The 17,415-nt window shown below is 41.9% G+C and carries 19 protein-coding genes and 1 pseudogene; 11 read left to right on the top strand and 9 right to left on the bottom strand.

Annotation, left to right across the window (positions count from 1 at the left end; translation table 11 throughout):
- The first annotated feature begins 73 nt into the window (after nucleotides 1-73).
- Nucleotides 74-1,240, top strand: coding sequence for an MFS transporter (locus AC13CK_RS09810; protein ID WP_425878314.1), 1,167 nt, complete (start codon nucleotides 74-76; stop codon nucleotides 1,238-1,240).
- A gap of 16 nt (nucleotides 1,241-1,256) precedes the next feature.
- On the opposite strand, the gene AC13CK_RS09815 is transcribed toward AC13CK_RS09810, so the two are convergent.
- Nucleotides 1,257-2,747, bottom strand: coding sequence for an amidase (locus AC13CK_RS09815; protein ID WP_425878316.1), 1,491 nt, complete (start codon nucleotides 2,745-2,747; stop codon nucleotides 1,257-1,259).
- 46 nt (nucleotides 2,748-2,793) lie between these two features.
- The gene (locus AC13CK_RS09820) at nucleotides 2,794-4,224 is read right to left on the bottom strand and encodes a sensor domain-containing diguanylate cyclase (protein WP_253114340.1); all 1,431 of its coding nucleotides are present in this window, start codon (nucleotides 4,222-4,224) and stop codon (nucleotides 2,794-2,796) included.
- A 314-nt stretch (nucleotides 4,225-4,538) separates the two neighbouring features.
- Here AC13CK_RS09820 and AC13CK_RS09825 point away from each other — a divergent pair, with 314 nt between their 5' ends.
- On the top strand, nucleotides 4,539-4,982 hold the full coding sequence (locus AC13CK_RS09825) for a hypothetical protein (protein ID WP_005100815.1): 444 nt from the start codon (nucleotides 4,539-4,541) through the stop codon (nucleotides 4,980-4,982).
- A gap of 56 nt (nucleotides 4,983-5,038) precedes the next feature.
- Here the strand turns inward: AC13CK_RS09825 and accC are convergent, their stop codons facing one another.
- Genes accC through aroQ form a run of 3 tightly spaced genes read right to left on the bottom strand, consistent with a single transcriptional unit; the run spans nucleotide 5,039 to nucleotide 7,310 of the window.
- A complete protein-coding gene (accC, locus tag AC13CK_RS09830) occupies nucleotides 5,039-6,403 on the bottom strand; it encodes an acetyl-CoA carboxylase biotin carboxylase subunit (RefSeq protein WP_004280198.1) in 1,365 nt (454 codons plus the stop codon).
- A gap of 18 nt (nucleotides 6,404-6,421) precedes the next feature.
- The gene (gene accB / locus AC13CK_RS09835; RefSeq protein ID WP_005107117.1) at nucleotides 6,422-6,838 is read right to left on the bottom strand and encodes an acetyl-CoA carboxylase biotin carboxyl carrier protein; all 417 of its coding nucleotides are present in this window, start codon (nucleotides 6,836-6,838) and stop codon (nucleotides 6,422-6,424) included.
- A gap of 16 nt (nucleotides 6,839-6,854) precedes the next feature.
- Entirely contained in the window at nucleotides 6,855-7,310 is a 456-nt protein-coding gene (gene aroQ, locus AC13CK_RS09840; protein ID WP_004280201.1) for a type II 3-dehydroquinate dehydratase, read from the bottom strand.
- 959 nt (nucleotides 7,311-8,269) lie between these two features.
- Here aroQ and ybaK point away from each other — a divergent pair.
- The 3 genes and pseudogenes from ybaK to AC13CK_RS09855 all read left to right on the top strand — a co-directional run bounded on the left by ybaK (nucleotide 8,270) and on the right by AC13CK_RS09855 (nucleotide 10,734).
- Nucleotides 8,270-8,737: a Cys-tRNA(Pro) deacylase gene (gene ybaK / locus AC13CK_RS09845; protein ID WP_482831133.1), complete on the top strand. Its 468-nt coding sequence runs from the start codon at nucleotides 8,270-8,272 to the stop codon at nucleotides 8,735-8,737.
- Nucleotides 8,738-8,981: 244 nt separating this feature from the next.
- Nucleotides 8,982-10,182, top strand: a pseudogene (locus AC13CK_RS09850) (YncE family protein).
- Between the two features lie 69 nt (nucleotides 10,183-10,251).
- On the top strand, nucleotides 10,252-10,734 hold the full coding sequence (locus AC13CK_RS09855) for a hypothetical protein (protein WP_425878320.1): 483 nt from the start codon (nucleotides 10,252-10,254) through the stop codon (nucleotides 10,732-10,734).
- 113 nt (nucleotides 10,735-10,847) lie between these two features.
- Here AC13CK_RS09855 and AC13CK_RS09860 read toward each other — a convergent pair whose 3' ends face one another.
- From AC13CK_RS09860 to tusD, 4 genes are read right to left on the bottom strand one after another with little or no spacing between them, the layout of a single operon-like run.
- Complete coding sequence (locus AC13CK_RS09860; protein ID WP_004280207.1) at nucleotides 10,848-11,159, bottom strand: TusE/DsrC/DsvC family sulfur relay protein; 312 nt, start codon at nucleotides 11,157-11,159, stop codon at nucleotides 10,848-10,850.
- A 14-nt stretch (nucleotides 11,160-11,173) separates the two neighbouring features.
- Complete coding sequence (locus AC13CK_RS09865; protein ID WP_004646886.1) at nucleotides 11,174-11,458, bottom strand: DsrH/TusB family sulfur metabolism protein; 285 nt, start codon at nucleotides 11,456-11,458, stop codon at nucleotides 11,174-11,176.
- 17 nt (nucleotides 11,459-11,475) lie between these two features.
- Nucleotides 11,476-11,826, bottom strand: coding sequence for a hypothetical protein (locus tag AC13CK_RS09870; RefSeq protein ID WP_004280210.1), 351 nt, complete (start codon nucleotides 11,824-11,826; stop codon nucleotides 11,476-11,478).
- Between the two features lie 44 nt (nucleotides 11,827-11,870).
- On the bottom strand, nucleotides 11,871-12,239 hold the full coding sequence (gene tusD / locus AC13CK_RS09875) for a sulfurtransferase complex subunit TusD (RefSeq protein WP_425878323.1): 369 nt from the start codon (nucleotides 12,237-12,239) through the stop codon (nucleotides 11,871-11,873).
- Nucleotides 12,240-12,309: 70 nt separating this feature from the next.
- Between tusD and AC13CK_RS09880 the strand changes: the two genes are divergently transcribed.
- From AC13CK_RS09880 to AC13CK_RS09905, 6 genes are all read left to right on the top strand, one after another.
- Entirely contained in the window at nucleotides 12,310-13,320 is a 1,011-nt protein-coding gene (locus AC13CK_RS09880) for an NAD-dependent epimerase/dehydratase family protein (protein ID WP_224215775.1), read from the top strand.
- Between the two features lie 138 nt (nucleotides 13,321-13,458).
- Entirely contained in the window at nucleotides 13,459-14,853 is a 1,395-nt protein-coding gene (gene fumC, locus AC13CK_RS09885) for a class II fumarate hydratase (protein ID WP_004280213.1), read from the top strand.
- Nucleotides 14,854-14,979: 126 nt separating this feature from the next.
- Nucleotides 14,980-15,471: a hypothetical protein gene (locus tag AC13CK_RS09890; protein WP_004280216.1), complete on the top strand. Its 492-nt coding sequence runs from the start codon at nucleotides 14,980-14,982 to the stop codon at nucleotides 15,469-15,471.
- A 432-nt stretch (nucleotides 15,472-15,903) separates the two neighbouring features.
- Nucleotides 15,904-16,506, top strand: coding sequence for a nitroreductase family protein (locus AC13CK_RS09895; protein ID WP_425878326.1), 603 nt, complete (start codon nucleotides 15,904-15,906; stop codon nucleotides 16,504-16,506).
- A 129-nt stretch (nucleotides 16,507-16,635) separates the two neighbouring features.
- The gene (locus AC13CK_RS09900) at nucleotides 16,636-16,998 is read left to right on the top strand and encodes an immunity protein Imm33 domain-containing protein (protein WP_425878328.1); all 363 of its coding nucleotides are present in this window, start codon (nucleotides 16,636-16,638) and stop codon (nucleotides 16,996-16,998) included.
- Entirely contained in the window at nucleotides 16,999-17,367 is a 369-nt protein-coding gene (locus tag AC13CK_RS09905; RefSeq protein WP_425878330.1) for a hypothetical protein, read from the top strand.
- The last annotated feature ends 48 nt before the right edge of the window (nucleotides 17,368-17,415 follow it).

Consider the following 17,415-nt stretch of genomic DNA (forward strand, 5'->3'; position numbering starts at 1 on the left):
AAGAGTCGTCGAATACAGTGCTATAGAAATTTATTGAGTTTAAAATTTTGAAAATATTAGGATATATAAATCAATGCCAGTTCTAGCAATCCAGCATAGACTCAGTGGATTTTACTTTTTTTACTATGCGATTGTTGGGGCATTCATGCCTTTTTGGAGTCTGTATCTTGAAGATCAAGGCTTCAATTATCAGGAAATCGGGATTTTATCTTCTATTGCGATTGTTACCCGATTCTTTGCGCCGTTGATCTGGGGTTGGATTGCAGATAAATCCGGTAAACGCATGTTGCTGGTGCGTATTGCCACCTGGATGGAAGCCTGTATCTGGTTCATGATTTTTATTATTCCCAATAGCTTTCAATCTGTAGCTTTACTGATGCTGATTTTCAGTTTTTTTCAGAATGCTATTCTGGCACAGTTTGAAGGTGTAACTTTGTTCTGGCTCGGAGAAAAAAGAGCAGAACTGTATGGCAAAGTACGAAAATGGGGATCAGTCGGCTTTATTATCGGTGTATTCGGCTTGGGCGCCGTCTTTGAAATTATTAGCATCAGTATGTTACCCGTCTTGTTGCTGAGTATTTCATTTCTGGCCTTTCTTTGGTCATTTACCATTAAAGAGCCCACGACAGCGCCTACCGCCCAGAAACAGCTCGAACCCTTATGGCCGATATTCAAACGCCCAGTCGTCTATAGCTTTTTCCTGATTGAATTGATTCTGCTATTTTCACACGCGCCATTCTATAGTTTTTATAGCAATTATCTCAGTCAGTCGGGATTTAGCACCAGCCAGATAGGGCTGTTTTGGTCAGTCGGGGTCATTGCGGAAATAATCATGTTTGCCTATGCGACGTTCTTTCTGACACGCTGGTCGTGGCGTCATCTGGTCACGCTATGCTTGTTAATGACCGGATTAAGATGGTTCATCGTCGGGATATTTCCTGCTTCATTCATAGCACAGTTTTTTGCCCAAACGATTCATGCTTTAAGTTTTGGTTTATTTCATATGATTGCGATGCGAGTGATTTTCCAGAATTTTTCTGCAGGGCAGCAAGGACGTGGACAAGCGCTATATAGCACGATGTGGGGGATTGGTGTGGCGAGCGGCAGTATTCTGGCTGGGCATTATTGGGATCAAGTCGGCGGCACATCTATCTTTATCGCTGCTGCAGCATCGACCTTGCTTGGCTTATTACTGATTTTTGGATTGCCAAATAAGGTCGAACTGCAAAAACAGGCTTGAAAATATCATCTCAGTATTAAATACGGATCTTGGAATATTGCCCAAACCACGGTTGTGCCTGTTCCAATTGAGCTGCCAGTTGTAATAGCAGATCCTCACGGGCAAACGGTGCAATAAACTGTGAACCGAGCGGCAGGTTTTGTTCATTCCAGTACAGCGGTACAGACATCGCCGGGAGTCCGGTAATATTGGCCAACTGGGTAAAAGGCACCCACTTCAGGTTTTCTTTCACAATCTGATCGACCAGTTTACCTTGCGCCAGTAAATGCGCTTTATTCAGTTTCAATAAACCTTTAAGAATCGGTTTCTGCCAGTTTGGTGTTTTGACCTCACCATTTTTCGGCGCCACTGTCGCCGTGGCAGGCGTCAGATACAGATCATAGTCATCAAAGAAATGATTCATCTGGGTCACGTACTGGCCCCAGTTATTCAGGTTCTGGATATAATCAATCGCGCTGGTTTTGGCCCCAAAAGCCGCCAGCGCTAAAGAGTCCAGTTCAAAATCATTCGATTTGGACGGATAGCCTTTCTGGATTTCATCCAGCATAAATGAAAACTGGCTAAACCAGGTGGTAATAAAATCCTTGGCCAGTTGCATGCCATCAATGGCTGGACGGTCTTCGACCACTTCATGGCCCAAAGATTCTAGCAATTTGGCTGTTTGTTCAATGGCTTTGATGGCATCCTGCGAAACAGGTGTGCCAATCGTAGAATAAGTGCTAAACGCAATTTTCAGTTTTTTTGGCGGTTGCTGAATCACATCCAGATAATGATGCTGTGGACGCTGAATCTTAAACAGTGAACTATGATCTTCACCATGGGTGGCATCCAGCATTGCAGCACTATCCCGTACCGTTTTGGTCAGTACATGCTGAATCGCGGCGCCATGCATGGCTTCACTCATTTGTGGTCCCCAAGGCGTGCGGCCACGACTCGGTTTCAGGCCAAACAGGCCGCAATAGGAAGCGGGGATACGTATCGAGCCGCCACCATCACCAGCACCCGCAATTGGTACAATTCCGGCAGCCACGGCAGAAGCGGAACCACCGGACGAGCCGCCGCTATTATGCTGTAAATTCCACGGATTTTTACAGCTGCCCCAAGCATCTGGTTCAGTAATACCTTTAATCCCAAATTCAGGAGTATTGGTACGTCCAAAAGTCACAATCCCGGCTTTTTCCCAGCGATTGACAATCTCGGCATTGGTCTCGGCGATATAACCAATCCGTTTTAAGCCCTGACAACCATAAGAAGTTGGATAACCGGCATATTCCTGAAACAGGTCTTTAACCAGAAAAGGCACACCGGCAAAAGGTCCGGACAGATTTTGCTGGCTCCGTTTCAATGCATGCTCATGCATCGGAATAATAATTGCATTTAGCTCGGGATTGGCAATTGAGCTACGCTCTAGTGCAGCAGATAAAAGTTCACTTGAATGTACTTGTTTATTGGCGACCAGATCAGCCAGTCCTAAACCGTCATATTGCAGATATTCTTCAAATTTCATTGCCATTCCCTAGTGTTGCTGCTTCAAGGTTGTAGATCATTTAGGCTCAAGATGCAAGCACCACCTGATTTCGCCCACGATGTTTGGCCTGATACAAGGCTTGATCTGCAATATTGATCAGGTTTTGCAGGTCTTGGGCCTGCGGTTCATTTTGATGAGTGATGCCCACACTCACGGTAATATACAGGGGCGAGCCATCTGATTGATAAATCGGGGTTTTTTCCACCAGATCACGAATCCGTTCTGCAATAAGACGTGCTTCTGATGGTTCGGTATTCCAGAGTAACAGCACAAATTCTTCCCCACCAATTCGTGCAAACAGATCTTCAGCACGTAAATTGCAGCGAATGATTTCCGCAAAATGTTGCAGCACCTTGTCACCGACATGATGGCCAAAATCATCGTTCAGACGTTTGAAATGATCAATATCCAGCATGATGACCGAAAATTCCATTCTGTTGGCATATTGCAGTAAATATTCACCTTTCTGAAAGAAAAAATGACGGTTCATGGTGCGGGTCAGACTGTCATGATTGGCCAGATAGAGAACCCGTTTAAACAGCTCATTGCGGTTTTGACTAATAATACAAAGAATAAGCGGCGATAAGGCCAGCATAAACAGCCCGATCCGGAGCGAAATATAAATCGTAGAATCTGCCAAGGTGTCATGCGTTGTGGCATAAAACCGCGTCAGGCTGTAATAGGTTAAAATAGTCACAAACGCATTAATCAGTGTCATGCTAAACAGGCGATAGGTCAACGCAGCCCAAATCAGTGCAGCCAGAGGGTAGAGCATTGCGCCGGGGCCTGCAAAAATATTGGTAATGATGACACAGGCCACGACTGAAGATGCAGGTAAAAAATAGCTGAAGTAATTACGTTTTTGACGACGGTTTTTAAATAGATACTGCATGTCTTTTATTCTTGGGAATGCCAAGATTAAAGGGAGAAACACAATATAATTCACCATTTCACCGGTCCACCACAGACCAAAATCAATCCATAAATTCTCTTTGGTCATGAATGAATTGGGTAGATTTGGCAAGGTGAGAACTGCAAAAGCCGCACTGGCCAGACAGCCTGCAAAAGCGAAGATGCCAAATAAATGAACGAATGTATAACCAGTATTATAGTATTTGTAATTAATCTTGAAATATCGAATAAAAAATATCGAGACAATAGTGCTGATCAGATTAGACAAGGTAAGAAACAGGCTTTGTAATAGGCTGTTCCCGGTGATCAGATCTGCAAACATAAAAGCGCTGAATGCACCAAGCCAACCTCCCATATTATTTAAATGTGGAAAGCGTAAGAACAGGGCTAACAAGGCAGCATTGGCCGGCCACAATAAGGCCAGATACTCAATTGGTCTGGTTGCGATCCCAATAAAACAACAGACTAAAACAGCGAAAACAATGACAAAATAAGCATAGGTTTCATGATTTAATTGTTGTTCTGTTATTCGAGCTAATTGCAAATTTAAAATCCTATTCAAATTTTTAAGTGTGAATGATCACTTTGTTCAGCAACTAAGTTTGACCCAAAATATAATTTTATTGTTTGATTAATCTGTTATTAATGCGAACTATTAAGATTCTTATATACGAAATATATACAAAAAAAGTCAGAAAGGAAATCCATGTTTTTAAACAATGTGATAAATAATTTCTGACTCTGTATTGAAATTGCGTTAGAGCGGGACACGATCCCAAAAAATATGATAATTTAGAATCAATTGTTAACAAGATGCCGGTAAATATGAAAAAAATATGTCTTAGCCTTATCTTACTCATGAGCTCACCTTGGCTAATGGCGACAGAAAATAAAAAACCAGCGAATGCTCCTGCTAAAGCTGCTGAAATCCCAAATACATTTACTGTGAAAACCCGTCCGGAAATTGTCGGATTGTGGGGAATGGAAATCCCGAATAATAAAAAATGTATCGAATATTATAATTTTAAAGGCAATAATAATGTGGTGATTAAAAGTGGCGATGAGTGGACGTCGGGGCTATATGACTATCAGCCGGCACAGGATCCTTCGCAGCAGATTCCAGCGCTGATTCTGCAAGTAAAATATGACAATAATGAAAAAGACTGTTCAGGCAATCAGGTGGATCAGTCTGGTGAAATTTCGCAATATTTTGTGAAATGGCAAAACCCTTATACCATTAACTTCTGCGCCAATGAAAAAGCCGAACAATGTTTTGCTGTGCTCAGACGCGTATTGCCTTAAATTGCAAACAATAAAAAAACCGCTGAATGACAGCGGTTTTTTTTATGAGCTTTGATTTAAGCTTTGTCTTCAGCACCTTCAAGCTGCTTTAACAAATGCTTCTCTAGGTAATGAATATCCATTGCCTGTTTGCAGAAGTTTTTATCCTGAAGGATTAAATCTTTATGCAAAGGAATATTGGTTTTAACGCCAGTCAAAATCATTTCTTCCAAAGCATTTCTCATTCGAGAAATAGACGTCTCACGATCCTTACCATGCGAAATCAGTTTGGCAATCATCGAGTCATAATACGGCGGAATGCTATAGCCTGGGTAGATGTGCGAGTCTAAGCGGATACCTGCGCCGCCTGGTGCATAGAAGCTCTCAATCTTGCCGGGTGAAGGCAAGAAGGTTGATGGATCTTCTGCGTTAATACGGCATTCAATCGCATGTCCTAAAACCTTGACATCTTCTTGCTGAATATCCAGACCTAAGCCGCCAGCAATACGCAATTGCTGTTCGATAATATCGATACCCGTGACCATTTCAGTTACCGGATGCTCAACCTGAACACGCGTATTCATTTCAATGAAGAAGAACTCATCATCTTCAAACAGGAATTCGAATGTACCTGCACCACGATATTGCATCAATTTACAGGCATTGACACAGGCTTCTAGAATATCAGCACGTGCTTGCTCTGGTAAGTTCGGTGCTGGTGCTTCTTCCAGTACTTTTTGATGGCGACGCTGTAGTGAACAGTCACGATCATACAGATGAATCGCATGACCATTACCATCAGCAAGTACTTGCACTTCGACGTGACGTGGCTTTTGCAGGAAACGTTCCATATAGACCGTATCATCACCGAACCACATTTCTGCATCACGCTGTGCAGCCTGAACAGATTCCAGCAGGGTATCGACATTTTCTACGATACGCATACCACGACCACCACCGCCAGAAGCAGCTTTTACAATCAGTGGAAAACCGATCTCTTTGGCTTCAGCCATGGCATTGTGAATCGTTACGGCATGGTCGCAGCCCGGTACTGTTGGTACACCAGCTTTTTTCATGGCAATAATGGCAGAAACCTTGTTTCCCATTAAACGAATATGTTCCGGACGCGGACCAATAAAGATAAAACCAGAATTTTCTACGATTTCTGCAAATTCTGCATTTTCAGCGAGGAATCCATAACCAGGATGGATTGCATCTGCGCCGGTAATTTCAGCAGCTGTAATAATCGCAGGAATATTCAAGTAGCTGTCACTGCTCGCACCAGGGCCGATACATACTGCTTCATCACAGAAACGTAAGTGCATCAGGTCCTTGTCTGCGTCAGAATAGACACCTACAGTTTTGATCCCTAAAGTTCTGCAAGCACGGGTGATGCGTAACGCAATTTCACCACGGTTTGCAATTAAAACTTTTTGCAACATTATAAATCCCCGGGGTGATTAAGCGCGGTAGCGGAAAAGTGGTTGACCGAATTGAATCACTTCACCATTTTTCACCAGAATTTCTTCAATCACACCGCTTTGAGTAGCTTCAATCGGGTTCATGATTTTCATTGCCTCGATAATACCCAGCGTATCGCCTGCAGAAACGGTCTGGCCAACTTTAACAAATGTCGGTTCACCTGGGCTTGGTGCTGCATAGAACACGCCGACCATTGGTGAAGTTTCAACTGCGCCACGAGGAGATTTTGCTGCTGGCGCTTCGGCTGCTGGTGCAGGCATAGCAGGAACAGCTGCTGCAACCACTGGATTACGACGAGTTAATGCAATCGACTGATCGCCTTCTTTAACTTCGATCGCCTGTAAGTCAGATTCAATCATCAAGTCGATGAGTTTCTTGATTTTACGGATATCCATGAGACAGTATTCCTAATTAAGATTGTGTAGAAGGTTGTATTTTTTCAATGATATAGTCGAGGGCAGCAGCATAGCCTTTTGCACCTAGACCACAAATCACGCCGATGGCTTTATCGGACAAGTACGAATGATGTCGGAATGCCTCACGTGCATGCACATTAGACAGATGGACTTCAATGAAAGGAATGGCAACGCCAAGAAGGGCATCGCGAACCGCAACAGAGGTATGAGTCAATGCTGCCGGATTAATAATGATATATTGAACGCCGTCTTGCTGAGCTTGATGAATTCGGTCAACAATGGCACCTTCCCAGTTGCTTTGGAACGTTTCGAGTTGTAATGTGGCCTTTTGAGCCTGAGTAATCAGTTGCTGGTTAATATCGTCAAGACTAAGGTGACCATAAACTTCCGGTTCGCGCTTCCCAAGCAAGTTTAAATTCGGTCCATGAATAACCAAAATGGTCGAACTCATCCAGCATGCTCCAATTAAAAAGTATCGGGGTTTGTTTGCAAGATGTCTGCAAACTCTGCTTATTATTGCATGATTTTCTACATTACTATTTATAATTTCTTTGAATTAACGTAGAAAGCATATAGCAAACAGTGGCGCTATAATGAAAACTTTGCAGAGATTTGGCAATGTTAAAAAATTACAATTCGCTGGGTATTCAGATTATTTTCATTGTAAACCCAATTGGCAAAAACAGTTAATATCCTTTATGTAACTGTATCTTCATGTTAACGCTAAATTCTTCCTTTTAGTGATATTTTTAGTTTTGAGCAAGAGTTGTCTGGCTGATTTTACCGCAATGTTCGACTTCTAGAGCATAGAAAACTCTTTACATTCTGACTTTAGAGTTGTGCTGATTATCCTCTTTATATATAAGCTATCGACCGCTTCTTAAAACGTGATGAAAATTTAAAAATATAAGATAAGACAATATGTTAATGATATTTTCTCTTATTGTCCTTGGATTTTCCTAGGTCTATTCTTCCAATAGATTGGAATTAATTACATTACTTTAACTTCAAGCATCCATGATAAGTGCTGTGCAAAAATGTACTTCATCTTCTAGATATAAGGGTTGAATCTCAGCAGGTTTAAGATAAAACGCTCGACTTATATGCTTCGTGTGTATAGATCTGTGAGGTGACGAATGTGTTCATCTTCAAGTCTTCTACGCAGTAAAGATATGATTCACCTAACGCATAGACAGTGGCAAAAACACATACATTTGTTGATATTTTGCTCGTCATCATCTTTGCAGAAGAGTTTAAAAGTATTGAAGAGCGTAAAGATTGAACCAAATAGGTCTGATTGAAGCGGAATACGGGCTTAAAGCAAAATTTGCTCTGTAGTTGCCTCATCTACATTAACTTCTTGAGCTAATCTTTATATAATCATGCGATACCTCTCAAACAAGACTTTCTATGACACCTGCATCCAAACTATTAAAAGCCAATAAAATCGAATACAGCATTCATGAATATGAACATGATGCCAATGCCAAAAGTTTCGGGTTAGAAGCTGCTGAGAAATTGGGGCTTTCGGTGGAAGAAGTCTTTAAAACTTTATTAGTCACGGATGAAAAACAGTATTTTGTTGCCATCTTACCGGTACATCATCAACTCAATCTGAAAAAAGTAGCGCAGGCCGTAGGATGCAAAAAACTCCAGATGGCAGATCCTAAACATGCAGAACGCTTGACCGGTTATCTGGTCGGCGGAATCAGTCCCATTGGTCAAAAGAAACGATTAAAAACGGTGATTGATGCCAGCGCAGAACAGTTGAATACGATCTATGTCAGTGGCGGTAAAAGAGGCTTGGATATCGGAATAAAACCAGCTGATCTTGCCAATGTGCTCAATGCACAGTTTGTCGATGTACTGGATACATAAGATCGAAGTACGATGATCACCTAAATTCATAGAACCTGAAGTGATAGATTTAAAATGGCTGCATATTTTTTGGTCGGAAATAACAGTAAATCATTTTATACGTTTGTATATTAGATAAGTTAAAACACAGCCTGACTGTGTACACAACAAGGAATGAAAACAAAAATATAAATTATGATGCGGAGCATAATGGATGAAAATTCAAAATAAAAAATGACCACGGTTCTGTCTGACATTATCTGCAATGGCGATGCTTTCTGCGTTGCCGAGTGTACAGGCCGCTACTTCGTCTTCAGCAGCACCTGCCAATTCACAGCAGGTTTTCTTTGTCGGAAATAACTGGGATGGCACAGTAACCGTGATTCGTCCATCGGGTGATTTTGGCAAAATAGGCGTCATTAACATGATTCCTGACCGTAAAGAGCGCCTTAAGGAAATTCACCTGAATCCAATCAAACTGATTGCTTATACTTATTCAGACTACAGCTGGTGAAGGCAATGACCAGCTGGTGGATGATATGTACTCGACACCAGACGGTCAGTCAGTCGTTGCATCGCGCCCAAGTTTCGCTGATGTGGTATCGATTAATATCAAAACCGGCAAGATTAACTGGCGGACGCCTGTTGAAGGCTTCCGTGTCGACCATATGGCAGTATCACCAGATGGGCAGCGCATCGCTGTATCTGCATCTTCAGGAAATGTGGTGCATGTACTGGATATCCATACCGGTAAAGAGTTGGGCCGTTTCAGCACTGGCGATAAACCGCATGAAAACATTTACTTCGATGGCGGCAACAAGATCCTGAACTCTGCCATCGGCAATGTTGAAACCTCGATGGATGCACAGTGGCAAGACTTTACTAAAGGTAAGCGTTTTATCACTATCGCAGATGCCAACACGCATCAGGTGCTAAGAAAAATTGACTTCAGACCTGCACTGGATGCATTTGGTCGTAAAGATTTATCCAACTCAGTACGACCAATGGTATTTAGTAAGGATGAAACCAAACTGTATGCCCAGGTTTCATTTTTTAATGGGCTGATTGAGTACGATCTGAATCAGAACAAGATTAGCCGGATCGGACAGCTCCCTGGCAGTGACAGTATCCCGAAAGACCGAACCAAATGGGTGAATGATTCACGCCATCATGGCCTATCAATCAGTGCGGATGGTGAAAAGCTCTGTGTCGCCGGTACGATGGATAACTACGCTACGATTGTAGATCGCAAAACACTGACAGCCGGGAAACTGATTTCTGCAGGTAAACCTTATTGGGCAACGCGAAGCCCGGATGGTCGTAGCTGTGTAATTTCAGAAAGTGAAACAGATGTAGTCACAGTGATTGATTTTGCCACAGGCAATAAAGTGCTGAGTGTGCCGGTAGGAAATCATCCACAACGCGTCCGGATTGGATATGCACCAGCAGACTGGTCAACGCCGTAGTCAATCGTCGATGAGCGAAAAAGACAGCTTTTTGATAAAGGCTGTCTTTCTTTAGCTGAGGACATAAAAATGAATGATAAAACAATTCTGTTCTATGTAATACTCGGATTGCTATTGTTTGGGACTTTAGTCGGTATTGGCTATCAGGTACGACAAGAAATCTATCGGACGAATTTTACTGATCAGACCCATTCTGATCCGGTCCTGCCAGCTGAAAAATCGGCAAGCTATATATCTGTTAACTCTCCTGAGAATAGTCAAACTACGAAGAAGGAACAGAACGATACGGTTGCAAAGCAAAGCGAATTATCAAAGCAACAAGAACAGTTATATCTGGACTTTACTCAGATCATTAACGCTTTAAGTGAGGGACAACGACCAGATCCTCACCAAGTCAGTTTGTTGATCACTCAGCAGCAAAAACTGGTAGAGGCCCAACTGGTGAGCAAGGCCGAAGCGAAAGCACGAATTGATTTTCTGATTAAGGTTCTGCCTGAAATGGATCATGAATTGCATCGGGCATTGCGAGTATTAGAACAAACTCGAATTTGAAAAATTAGATCCAGATGCATCTTTCATTATTCTAAGCCTAAAAATTGCTCTCATAAAAAAGCCCAAAATATGATTTGGGCCTTTAAATACATACTTTAAAAAGCTAAGTATCTTTATAAACAGTTCGCAGGCTTGGGTACACCAGCCAAACGGCTTAAGTGACGGGCAACTAGACCAGTATTAAACTTTTCCTGAAGCATGGCATTATTGATATCGGCACTGACAGTTTTCATTAAAAATTTAATCAGTGGGCGTGTTGCTGGTGAATGACCAAACTGCTGATAGAACTGACGTACCGCTTGCAGAATTTCAAAATGCCAAGGAGTTAAGCTCAGTTCCAGACTATCGGCCAGCACTTGAGCGACTTCTTCATTCCAGATGGTATAGTCAACCAGATGGCCATCTTGATCCAATTCTAAATTCATATCTAACTCATTTATTATTTCATTGAAATGCAGCGATTAAACTCGAGGCAAAGATCTGCAAAATCCGCATAATTCAAAAGCTTTATCTGATCAGGCAAAGGCTGTACTAATAACTCCGCATCATTTTTCAGTATGTGAATTTTCGGCAAGCTTTGAAGAAATGAATGCTCTAGCAGCAAAACCGCTTCACCCATCAGCACGACCTGATCACCCATTGTATAAGTTTGAGCCAGTTGCTCTAGGATCTGCGCTGTTGCCGAATAGCTGGATTGGATCAGATAAAGTGTGTGATTTGACATTTTTATATCCTTGTTCCTTACCAATACATCACATGATCAAAGCTTTGAATAAATTCAGAATTAAGCTCAATAAATTCGATTTCTTGTTCGCTCTGTGCCACAAATGAGGAATGCTGGTTTTTTTTCTCAATCAGAATCGGAGTGAGATCATAAAACTCGAAACTGTCGACCATATTTGATGCCAGTTTGAATGCATGATGCACCTGGTCAAATTGCAGGTCTGAATGCAGCAAACTGAGGGCAGCACTTTGTAGCAGGACTTTAACTTCTGCGCCAAAAGTTGCCAGGACCATCGTAGCCGAGAGGCTTTCATGCACCTGCAGACTGGTCAGATTGGCTTGGGTTAATATAACAAGTACAGATTTCACACAAGATTCCTTGGAAAAGCAACACATTCTAAAAAATGAAACATCTAGAATTGAATGAGACGTTGTGAGGATTGAACAGCATCGGCAAGTTCACCTAAACCGACCAATTCAAAGGCATCTGCCAGATTATGCTGGTGAATATTGTGACGTTGAGCATTGTCCGGATCTGTAATGCCACGCGCCAATGCTGCACTTACACAGACTGGAAGGCGAATCTGTAGCGCTTGCCATGCGTGTGTAAGATGACGTTGATCGTCGGGTACCCATTGCAGTGCATTTGCGACCGATACGCTGTCCTGATAGAAGAATACACGGAATGTTTCCTGTTTATCTTGCAAGGCCTGAGCCAAACCCAGGGCATGCCAGGCATAAATGGAAGTCGGTGCGGAGGTAACAAGAATTAAGGTGCTCATCGAAATTCACTACAGGCTTGATCAATAGCAACAGATTGATCTTGGCTTCATCAGAAAGTAGGTAGTATAAATGATTTTAGTGACGGGTGGATTAGGCTTTTTAGGCTCACATATTGCTTTAAGTCTGTTAGCACAAGGACTAGAGGTCATTGTGGTCGATAATTTGGCCAATGCCAACTTACAGACTCTGGAGCGTCTTGAATTTATCTCCGGCATGTACGTACCTTTTATCAAGATTGATATTCGCAATACCCCAGCATTGAACAAAGTCTTTGAGCAGCATTCGATTCAGGCTGTGGTACATACCGCAAGTTTTAAGTCACTGGAAGAATCAGTATTAAAACCACTTGAATATTATAATGATAATGTCAGCTGTATTATGAGTCTCATGCGTGCCATGCAACGTACCGGAGTGCGTCATCTGGTACATTTATCCAGTCTGGCGGTATATGGACAATCTGGCACAGATTTAAGCGAAGATCTGCCTTTTAACTATACCTATCCGAATCCCTATATCAAATCGCAACAGATGGTTGAGGAAATTATCCGCGATACTGCCAAAACTGACAATGAATGGCGGATTGCAATCCTACGTCTTTCCAATATCGCAGGTGCCTTTGAACACGGTGTACTGGGGGAAGCAGTGCCACCTTTGCCAAAAAATATTTTGCCTTTGGCGATGCAGGTCGCTGCACAGCAACGTGAATATCTGGAATTACGCCGTCAGGCTCATACTGCGGATGGCACAGTAGAACGCAGTTTTCTGCATGTCGCAGACTGTTGTGATGCCGTGATCAAGTCCTTGCAATGGCTGTCACAACAGCAGGAATTAAAATGTGAAGCCTTTAATATTGCTGGTGAATTGATTTCCATACAGGATTTGCTAGATCAACTGGCTGAAGTGACTCAATCTGCAATCAAAACCATGGATGCTTTACCATATCCCCATTCGGAAATGGATCAATTGGGGGCGAACATTGAAAAGGCGCGAAATATTCTACATTGGCAACCTCAGCGATCACTCAGAAAGATGCTTGAGGATGAATGGTTGTTTTATCAGAATATGCTCAGAGGGCAGTAAGTAAGAGTATTTAGCTTATATTTGATAATAATTATCATTTACATCATTACTGTAATCGATTACTTTAAATAAATAGATTAAATCATTGATATAGAAATTCCTAAAATCAGTAACAGGCAAGAAGAATTGAGGTTGAACATGCAAACACGTATTGAACATGACACGATGGGAGAGGTGGCTGTACCGAGTGAGGCTTTATGGGGCGCTCAGACTCAGCGTAGCTTGCAAAATTTCAAAATTGGCAATGAGCGGTTGCCACGGCCAATGATTCGTGCCATGGGACTCGTCAAAAAAGCGGCTGCCTTGACCAATGCCGAGCTAAACCAGATTCCCCAAGAACTGTCACGCTATATCGTGGATGCGGCAGATGAAGTCATCAGCGGGAAATGGGACAGTCAATTTCCACTGGTAGTCTGGCAAACTGGTTCAGGTACACAAAGCAATATGAACTGTAATGAGGTGATTGCCAATATTGCCAACCAGAAATTGGGCAATCATTTAGGGGCACAAAAACCGGTTCATCCAAATGATCATGTCAATCGTGCCCAATCTACCAATGATTCATTTCCAACTGCGATTCATGTGGCTGCGAGCTTGCAGATTAATGAACTTTTAATTCCGGCTGTCACACGTTTACGCGATACTTTATATGCCAAATCTCAGGATTTTGCCGATATTGTAAAAATTGGCCGGACACATCTACAAGATGCTACGCCTTTAACCTTGGGGCAGGAATTCAGCGGTTATGTCTCTCAGCTGGATCATGGGCTTCTTCGTCTAGAACAGGCATTGGTCGGACTATATGAATTACCATTAGGCGGTACAGCGGTTGGTACCGGTCTGAATGCCCATCCTGATTATGCCGTTCAGTCTGCTAAAACCCTGGGACAATTAACTGGCTTGCCATTTGTAACTGCGCCAAACAAGTTTGAGGCTTTGGCAGGCCGTGATGCTGCGGTATTTGCTTCTGGTGCATTAAAGACTTTAGCGGTTAGCCTGAATAAGATTGCCAATGATATTCGCTGGCTAGCCAGCGGGCCACGTTGTGGTTTTGGTGAATTGCGTATTCCTGAAAATGAACCGGGTTCTAGCATCATGCCGGGTAAGGTGAACCCGACGCAAAGTGAAGCGATGACGATGGTGGTCGCGCAAGTTCTCGGAAATGACACCACCATTAACGTGGCAGGTGCATCAGGTAACTTTGAACTGAATGTATTTATGCCGGTCATTGCCTATAATCTGTTGCAATCCATCCAGCTTTTAGGCGATGCGTGTAACAGTTTTAATGATCATTGCGCCGTAGGCATTGAGCCGAATCATGAGAAAATTGAACATTTCCTGCATGATTCTTTAATGCTGGTCACGGCATTGAATCCGGTCATTGGTTATGAGAATGCAGCCAAGGTTGCCAAAACAGCTTATAAGGAAGGAAAAACCTTAAAACAGGTGGCTGTTGAACTGGGTTTAGTCACCGCTGAACAGTTTGATGAAGTGGTGCGTCCTGAACAGATGGTCTCACCGAATGCTAAATAAGGGCCGGAGCACTTTTATTTTCAATCTTTACGCCTGTTTTATCATGGAATAGTCAGCAGTGGTTTTTATCTCAGGCAGAGTTGCGTACAATAGTGTTAGATGAGATTAACCACTGATGATTGTTTTATGCTTGATATTTATTTAACAGATGTTCAAAGAAAGGTGCAATTCAAGGATTATCCAGGTGAGCATCCTGTTAAATTTATTCTGAATTTCAAAAAGATTTTCCCAAGTGTGATGGAACTTCTTTTACCTGTGCTTCCCGATAATGAAAATCTGGAAGAAATGTCTTGGGAATCGACCAGCGATGATTTTGAAACCTTCCAGATGTTCTTAACTGGATGGGGTATTATCGAACTGCGTTTAAAAGCAATTACCCAGTTTAAAGATAAAGCATTTGCGGATCGTCTGGTTAAACAAGCCCAACAGAAACGCAAAGACTATCAAAAACAGCAGACTAAACTAACCACAGTTGAACTGGATTATTTGTTTATGCATGAGATGCATGCTCTGATTGATGCAGAGCTGGTGGAACTTGGTGAGAAATTCTATTTACCGATTTTACGTGAGCTGTGGAAGACTAAAGTATCTGCTCAGGTGTTGAACGCGAAGTTTTAAACGGGTTTTTTAGCTTTTATTTATAAAATTAATCTTCCAATTTTGGGGGATTAATTTTTATCTGCAAGATGAGATTTATTTCATGATGTGCTCTCTCTTAGAATAGCCTAAGCAAGATTAAATTTGGTGATTGAAGGTCTTTATTCTTAAAATTTTGATCAATAATAGCGCATGTTGAACCATTGTTTAGCGTCAGGCACTCGCATAGGGCAGTAGTTTTAACGATTGTTCAAAAAATAGATGAAAATGATCATTTTTAGCTAAAAAATATATAAAAATATCAATTAAATAGCCTAGCAATTCAGTTCATTATTTTTTAAGGTATATAGGCTTTATCTCACGTTAAAGCAAAAGTTTCATTGATTAGCTATCCTTCATAAAAATAACTGAAGGTTCAAATTTTCCCGAAGATATATCCCAGGATTTTCAAAAATGTCGAATCAGTTTTTAGATTTAATTACTAAACGCCGTACTATTTATGCTATTGCCAAGAATGTTGAACAATCTCCTGAACATCTAACTGATTTGATTCAGACTGCAATTAAGCAAAGTCCATCTTCTTTCAATTCACAGTCTTCGCGCGCCGTCATTTTATTCAATTCAGAACATGAAAAGTTCTGGGGCTTCGTCGCAGATAAATTAAAAAGCTATGCCAAAGATGAAGAAAGCGCTGCAAAAACCACAGCAAAAATGGCCAGTTTTGCGGCAGGGCTAGGCACTGTTTTATTTTTTGAAGATCACACAGTCGTAAAAGGCTTACAGGAACAATTCCCATCTTATGCTGATAACTTCCCAATCTGGGCAGAGCATTCGACTGCGATCGCACAATTTGCAACCTGGACAGCATTGCATACAGAAGGTCTAGGCGCATCATTGCAGCATTACAATCCGATCGTGGATGAACAGGTACATGCGGAATGGGACATTCCATCGAACTGGAAGTTGCGTGCACAGTTGGTCTTTGGTTCGATAGAAGGCGAGCCACGTGCCAAAGATTATCTGGCAGATGAAGAGCGCTTTAAAGTCTTCCAATAAGCTGAGATTCATATCTGCACTTAACACGGTTTAAGGGCAGATATTTTTTAGATCTCGATGAAATCCCAATCAGCTTCATTAAAATTAAGTTAAAATAGCGTGCTAATGAAAATTGATGAGTAAGACCGAATGTCGAAAAACACGCAAAACCTATCACCTTTACAAGAACTGATCGCAGAGCAAAAACTACTTTGTGAAGAAGTAGGCTCGGCTTATGTTGAAGTGAGTGGTGGTGATGTGGTTGCGGTGGCCGTACATACCTTGAAACAAGATCCGATTGTCGGCATCCGTAAAAAGCCTGAAACGGCTGAAAATATTAGCTGGTATATTTATGGTGGAGAACCTTCAAGTGAAGAAACTTTTGAAACCATGACAGTACGTGAATTACAGGACATTGCACCAGAAGTTTTACCGTATCTGGCTCTGGAAACAGGTTTTCGTTTCATGATCGATGCCGATGATTATGAAGATGTCTGGAAAGAAGAAATTTAAATGCTAAAAAAATCATCTTTCATTTGTGCTGGATTATTATTAGGACTGAGTAGCGTAGTCTTCGCACAGCCGCTTTCACAAAGTGCCTATGATGAGTTTATTTCAGCACAGACTAAAATCGTGAATGAAACCAAACATATTTTAGATGAAGATGATCAAAAGGCAGATGCACAAACTCAACGTCAGGCTTTCTGCAAACGACTGAAAGCCTATCAGGATATTCAAAAGGTGTCCGAAGAAAACAGCAGTCTGGATATGGCGCCCACGATGGCTATGATTGCCAAAAACTTTCTTGAGCGGCAGGATCAAAGTTTGACTCAATCTGGAATGACTACAAACGTATTTTGTAAAAATAGGGATGTAGAATAAATCATAAAATACTTTTCATTCTCGAACGTTTTTCGCAGTAGACTAAAA

This window comes from Acinetobacter sp. L-24, assembly GCF_056857555.1.

Coding starts and splice junctions, on each gene's coding strand:
- AC13CK_RS09810 (WP_425878314.1), top strand. CDS start 74: ATGCCAGTTCTAGCAATCCAGCATAGACTCAGTGGATTTTACTTTTTT.
- AC13CK_RS09815 (WP_425878316.1), bottom strand. CDS start 2,747: ATGAAATTTGAAGAATATCTGCAATATGACGGTTTAGGACTGGCTGAT.
- AC13CK_RS09825 (WP_005100815.1), top strand. CDS start 4,539: ATGAGCTCACCTTGGCTAATGGCGACAGAAAATAAAAAACCAGCGAAT.
- accC (WP_004280198.1), bottom strand. CDS start 6,403: ATGTTGCAAAAAGTTTTAATTGCAAACCGTGGTGAAATTGCGTTACGC.
- accB (WP_005107117.1), bottom strand. CDS start 6,838: ATGGATATCCGTAAAATCAAGAAACTCATCGACTTGATGATTGAATCT.
- aroQ (WP_004280201.1), bottom strand. CDS start 7,310: ATGAGTTCGACCATTTTGGTTATTCATGGACCGAATTTAAACTTGCTT.
- ybaK (WP_482831133.1), top strand. CDS start 8,270: ATGACACCTGCATCCAAACTATTAAAAGCCAATAAAATCGAATACAGC.
- AC13CK_RS09855 (WP_425878320.1), top strand. CDS start 10,252: ATGAATGATAAAACAATTCTGTTCTATGTAATACTCGGATTGCTATTG.
- AC13CK_RS09860 (WP_004280207.1), bottom strand. CDS start 11,159: ATGAATTTAGAATTGGATCAAGATGGCCATCTGGTTGACTATACCATC.
- AC13CK_RS09865 (WP_004646886.1), bottom strand. CDS start 11,458: ATGTCAAATCACACACTTTATCTGATCCAATCCAGCTATTCGGCAACA.
- tusD (WP_425878323.1), bottom strand. CDS start 12,239: ATGAGCACCTTAATTCTTGTTACCTCCGCACCGACTTCCATTTATGCC.
- AC13CK_RS09880 (WP_224215775.1), top strand. CDS start 12,310: ATGATTTTAGTGACGGGTGGATTAGGCTTTTTAGGCTCACATATTGCT.
- fumC (WP_004280213.1), top strand. CDS start 13,459: ATGCAAACACGTATTGAACATGACACGATGGGAGAGGTGGCTGTACCG.
- AC13CK_RS09890 (WP_004280216.1), top strand. CDS start 14,980: ATGCTTGATATTTATTTAACAGATGTTCAAAGAAAGGTGCAATTCAAG.
- AC13CK_RS09895 (WP_425878326.1), top strand. CDS start 15,904: ATGTCGAATCAGTTTTTAGATTTAATTACTAAACGCCGTACTATTTAT.
- AC13CK_RS09900 (WP_425878328.1), top strand. CDS start 16,636: ATGTCGAAAAACACGCAAAACCTATCACCTTTACAAGAACTGATCGCA.
- AC13CK_RS09905 (WP_425878330.1), top strand. CDS start 16,999: ATGCTAAAAAAATCATCTTTCATTTGTGCTGGATTATTATTAGGACTG.